Genomic DNA, 4,897 nt, shown 5'->3' with positions numbered 1-4,897 from the left:
CAAGCGACGTCTCGTTAGCATCCTCGTCCTCGATGCCGACGAGGCGCCCTACGGGGTCGTATTCGTGAGAGTAGCTTTCTAGAAGAGTCTCGTCCGACTTGCGGGATGCGGCCGACGTGACCTGGCCCTTGAGATCGTATTCGTAGTCCGTGTAAGCACCGTTGGGCAGGTCGATCTTGGTTCGCAAACTGCTGCTGGTGGCGTAATCGAACGCCACCGTGCCGCCAGTCGGGTATGCTATCGAAGTCAGACGCAGAAGAGCATCGTAGTAGAGGCTCGTAACGCCCGCCTCGTAGTCCTTGACGTAGGTCCGCAGGCCCGCGTCGTTGTATTGGTATTCGATCGAGGCGCTGGCGGTGGAGTTGGTCAACTTCGTCAGCTGCCCGTTCAGCCTGTATTCCATCGTGACGTCATCTATGCCATCGCTCACCTTCGTCCTGTTGCCAACCTGATCACACTCGATGGTTATGTCTGAGTCGTTGGGGTAGTCGATGCAGATAACTCGGTTGTCCGCGTCGTAAGTATAATTGGTTATCTGACTCGTCGCGTCCGTGCGCTTGGTGCAATCGCCTTTGTCGCTGTATTCGAACTCATACGAGTTGCCCAGAGCGTTAGTCTTTTTGACGGGCCTGTTCATCTTGTCATATTCAATCGTGGAGACGGTCACGCCATTCTCATCGGAATGTTCTCCTAAACGCTCATTCGTTACTCACCTCGAAGGGGGATGAGGCGGAGCGATAGACGTTTGAGATTGAGGAGGGGGCGGTGAGGCCGATGTAGAACGTGTATGCGCCGGCTGGGGCCTCGTTCGGGAGGGTGGTGTTCAGGAGGACGAGGTCGGCGATGGCTCCGTATGCAGGCAGCGGGACGTTCGCGAAGTAGGGCACGGGATACGCGAACAGAGCTAGACCGGTCGGGCCCTGGCCGTCGGGTGGGTCCGGCAGGGGCAGGGGCGGAGGCGCGAGGTCCTTCATGTCCGGTGTGTTGGGTATCGAGCCCGGCCCGGTGTAGCTCGGCCCGGGCTGCAAGAACTCCGTGCTGCCATCGAACGCCGCGTAGAATATCGGAAACGGAGGCGCCGCCTCTTGACCCGCTATGTAGAACACTTGCCCGCTCGGCGCCTGAATACCAACATAGATGTCCGCGTCCACGGGATGGGCCCGGTATATGATTGAGACGGTCAACTCAAGTGCAGCGTCATTCTCTCGGTTGGCGATGAGCGCCTCTGGCGCAAGGACGAAGTTCTCTTCAGGCACAAGAACATTCAGGCCGAACCAATAATTGCCGAGCCAATCCACCCCAGTGATGGCAGTGCTGCTCTGCGCAAACGATTCGGGGCAGGTGAAGCCGCGCCACTCCTCCCCATTATAGACCGCAATCACCGAGCAAGTAATGCCGGCGTTACGGTCGTCCAGCGCCGCCGACTTCTTCTCGCGGTCATACAGCAGCGCCACGAAATCACCGCTGTGTTCCACTATCCGTGCCGTATCGCCAATCGGTATCATCAGGTTGGCCCAGGGCAGGGCTGGCATATCGTGCCAGGTCTCCCCGTCAAATAGCTCGAATCGCACATCCGTTCCTGTCCATTCCCTGAGCCACTTCATGTTTCGTGCGTCAACCCCCACATAGGAACGAGGTGCATTCTCGAGTATGCGTTCGATGCCCGTTGCACTGAGCTTCTGAAAGCCTCCATACTGACCGTAACCGTAACATTCCTCCCTACCTTGGAATGACAACCAGATGCAATCATCCACGCGGTCGGGCGCCATGCACGATATGTCAAATGGGTTACCGGTGGGGCGGAACTCAGCCGCCCAGTTCGCCTCCGGCCAGATACACACCAGCGAAGTGGGGTTATATACGCCCAGGTCCCGCCGCAGCCAGACCCTCCCGAATGCGTCTGCCTCAATCTGGTCAATGTTGTCAAGCGGAATACCGTCCCACTCGGCGCGTGTCTGCCAAACGTCGCCCTCCAGAATCGCCAAGCCGCTCTCGCCAGGCCTAGCCCAAGCAAAGAAGAAGCTCTCGCCCACCTGGGCGGGCCCACGGTAAAGCAAGGATTCCGCCGGGGGAGCGAAGCTATCGCAACGGCCTCCTCGACCGATACGCCACAGGAAGTCCGTCCGAGACGGGGAGGACCAGGCCTCGCCGCCTCCAAGCCATATCGAGCCCTCGTCATCGATCCGGAGAATGTCCGTGTCCTCCCACGGCAAGTCAGCCTCAACTTGATAGGTGACCCAAGCGCCCTCTGAAAGCACAGAGATAGCATACTCATATTCCCCCTCTTCCAGAGAACACAAGAAGCCCACCGCCCCGTCCTGCTCATCTGCGTCAATGTCCAGCACGACATCACTTGCCAGACCATCATCGGAGGTATAATGACGCAACTCTCCCTGATCGAGGCAATAGGCACCGTCCCGACCAACCTCTATCCAGAGACGACCCTCTGCGTCCACAGCCATTGATGGCCATCCCTCGATCGACCGATCGAAGGTAAGCACGCTCGATTCGCCGTCAACATAGTGTATCAGCTTCAGAACAGCCGCTGTGGAATCTACCCACAGCACCCAAACGTCTCCCGCAATACCAGGAGTAATCCTCTCTGCCTTTCCCGGGCCTAGATAATCCTCCAACCAGTAAAGACTCCAACCTCCGGCGTCCAAGACCGCAATGGCCCCCTTCAGGCCCACCCACTTCCTGCCCAGAGTGTCGATCGCAAAAGCTCGCACTGAGTTTCCCGGCAGGAAGTCGTCCACAAGGAAACTCTCGCAGTGCTCCCCGTCGAAGTGCCATATCCCCCTGTAATGCGAGAACCAAGTGCCGCTGCGCCAGTCTGCATAGAATCTGACGTCGCGCTCCAGCCAGCCTAGATCAGGCAGACCGCAACGCTCGTCAAAGTCGCGCAATCCTAACCCGTCATAGCAACGTATCGCCCCCTTCGTGGCCTGGCCAGGCCCTTCATAACTAGTCAAGAGCCACGGAAGGATTGACCAGAGCTCCCCGCCGGCCACAAGCCCGACAACGGACGCTTCCTCCGATGAGAAAAGGTGAGTCTGCAAACCCGTTGCCCTGTCTATCAGCACCGCCCCTTGCTCGGTGCCCACCGCAATCCAACCTTCCCCGAGGGAGAGATCACAGTAACGGTAGGGCAGGTCAAAGTACGGGATGTAGCTCGCATGGTCGATCGTGGGCGATCGAGCAACGGAAATCCTCTCCTGAGCCCCCACGAAAAGCACAATCACTAAAACCGCGGAAGAAAACCGCAGAATCCTCATAGCTATCCTCTCCTTAATCTCTAAACTACCATGTCTCTAAGGGCGTCGCAGGAGCGTTACAGTAACCCATCAGCGTGTTGTCATCCGGAACATCTGGGACTCCTAGTCCGGCGCCATAAGTCTGCGCGCAAGACCCAACCCCTTGCCCGCCGAGATACGCAGAGAACGCATTGGCGAAATCGATCATCTCTCCAATCATCTGCCCCAGGTCGTTGTTGTAGCCCGGCGGAATCTGGCACCCGCCCTCATACAGCAAGCCTTCCAGAACCGGGCCGCTGAACTCGGTCAGGTCCTCGGCGCGGGTCGAGGGCAACGGAAGGTCGTGGCTAACAGCGTATTGAAAACCTCCGGTCAACATCGTAGAGAAGCGCTCGTCGCAGCAATGAGCACACCCGGTGTACTTCTCGTCGTCGTAGAACAGAGAGCTAGTATGAGCGTCATTGCAGTACGTGCTTCCCTGATAGCCCGGTTCTTCATCCTTCTGCCGGGCCAGGCTCCACGCAACTCCGCTGTGGCAGAGCTTCGCGCACCGGCCGTATGAATACCCACTCATCTTGCCCTCCAGCTCATCTCTCGGGTCGGACATCGCCGTCTCACCCACCATGCAAAACGGGGTGCCTGATTTGGTTAGCGCTGCCTGAATCTGAGTGCCCCAGTCCCAAGTGTATGAAGTGAACGCCCCGGCTTGGATCCATCCATAGAGACAAACTGCCGAACTGCTTCCTGATCACTTTCATGTAGTTGAGTCCCCACCCTCGGGACAGGCCAAAGGTAGTCAGGTTTGAAGAATCATAGTAGCGATAAACGTGGATCGGGATGTGACCCGGAACTGCGGGGTCAAGGGCCGAAAACACGAGCTCACCGGTCGAGGTGAGAACTCCCTGAAGGTACTCACCCTTCTCCGCTGGGACATACGTGGTGAAGTTGCTTATCAGATAGGACGAGTTGCCGCGCCCCATCCCACGCTCCATGCGCATGACGCGCGAAGCGTCCGCAGTTCCTCCCCGACCACCGCCGCCACACGCGAAAGCCCGGTGCAGGTCCGCACCGAATGTCGTCAGAAAGAAAAACAAAACTAGCCATACAAGTTGTCTGCTACGCCTCATCTCGGACATGTGCCGTCTCCTTTAGTCTAATAAGACCTGTGTTGTATAATCACTATTAACCTTTGGCTGTATTAGGCATTTTCTGTGCCAAAAGCGGTGAAAATGTGCCGAGCTCGATCAGTGAACCATCCGACCAATGGGATCGCCAGTCATAAGAGCAGTTTGGATGGTTCGTCTGACGGCGAGCCGCCGCTCCCATAACCTGGGCCGAGGCGCCGCATCCGCGTCGCTTCGGCGAGTGAGGCGAGTGAGGCGCAGGCGCCTCGCGCTTCCTTTTTTTGTGTCTGACCGCAGGAGAGCGGGACGACCAGCGACAGTGGTGCCGTAGAAGGTGCGCTTCTGCTCCATCGTGCGGTGTGCGTATTGTCCCGACGTTGTGGGAGCGGGCGCCAGGGCAGAATCGAGTCGTGGGGTGGCTGACTCGGCCTCGATACCCTAAGATGGCCAGAACTGTCCGATATACACACAGCTTCATCTCTCTGGGGCCAACTTTAGGCCCGAACGATTAGCCAGGCG

General features: G+C 58.0%; 5 protein-coding genes. All 5 read right to left on the bottom strand.

The window, feature by feature from the left end; genetic code table 11:
* On the bottom strand, nucleotides 1-667 hold a 667-nt coding region (locus VM163_11245), incomplete at its 3' end, for a hypothetical protein (GenBank protein HUT04455.1).
* 31 nt (nucleotides 668-698) lie between these two features.
* Complete coding sequence (locus VM163_11240; GenBank protein HUT04454.1) at nucleotides 699-3,275, bottom strand: hypothetical protein; 2,577 nt, start codon at nucleotides 3,273-3,275, stop codon at nucleotides 699-701.
* Nucleotides 3,276-3,300: 25 nt separating this feature from the next.
* Nucleotides 3,301-3,861, bottom strand: a complete 561-nt coding sequence (locus tag VM163_11235; GenBank protein HUT04453.1) for a hypothetical protein — start codon at nucleotides 3,859-3,861, stop codon at nucleotides 3,301-3,303.
* A 7-nt stretch (nucleotides 3,862-3,868) separates the two neighbouring features.
* Nucleotides 3,869-4,390, bottom strand: coding sequence for a DUF6531 domain-containing protein (locus VM163_11230; GenBank protein ID HUT04452.1), 522 nt, complete (start codon nucleotides 4,388-4,390; stop codon nucleotides 3,869-3,871).
* 108 nt (nucleotides 4,391-4,498) lie between these two features.
* Nucleotides 4,499-4,729, bottom strand: a complete 231-nt coding sequence (locus tag VM163_11225) for a hypothetical protein (GenBank protein HUT04451.1) — start codon at nucleotides 4,727-4,729, stop codon at nucleotides 4,499-4,501.
* Between the last annotated feature and the right edge of the window lie 168 nt (nucleotides 4,730-4,897).

This window comes from bacterium, from assembly GCA_035527515.1.
Lineage (GTDB): Bacteria > B130-G9 > B130-G9 > B130-G9 > B130-G9 > B130-G9.
The sequence above is the reverse complement of the archived record's forward strand: the minus strand, read 5'-3'. Positions and strand labels throughout refer to the sequence as shown.

Bases quoted from the DNA above. Each gene is read 5' to 3' on its own strand.
- VM163_11225 (HUT04451.1), bottom strand. From the start codon at position 4,729: ATGGAGCAGAAGCGCACCTTCTACGGCACCACTGTCGCTGGTCGTCCC.
- VM163_11230 (HUT04452.1), bottom strand. From the start codon at position 4,390: ATGTCCGAGATGAGGCGTAGCAGACAACTTGTATGGCTAGTTTTGTTT.
- VM163_11240 (HUT04454.1), bottom strand. From the start codon at position 3,275: ATGAGGATTCTGCGGTTTTCTTCCGCGGTTTTAGTGATTGTGCTTTTC.
- VM163_11235 (HUT04453.1), bottom strand. From the start codon at position 3,861: ATGTCCGACCCGAGAGATGAGCTGGAGGGCAAGATGAGTGGGTATTCA.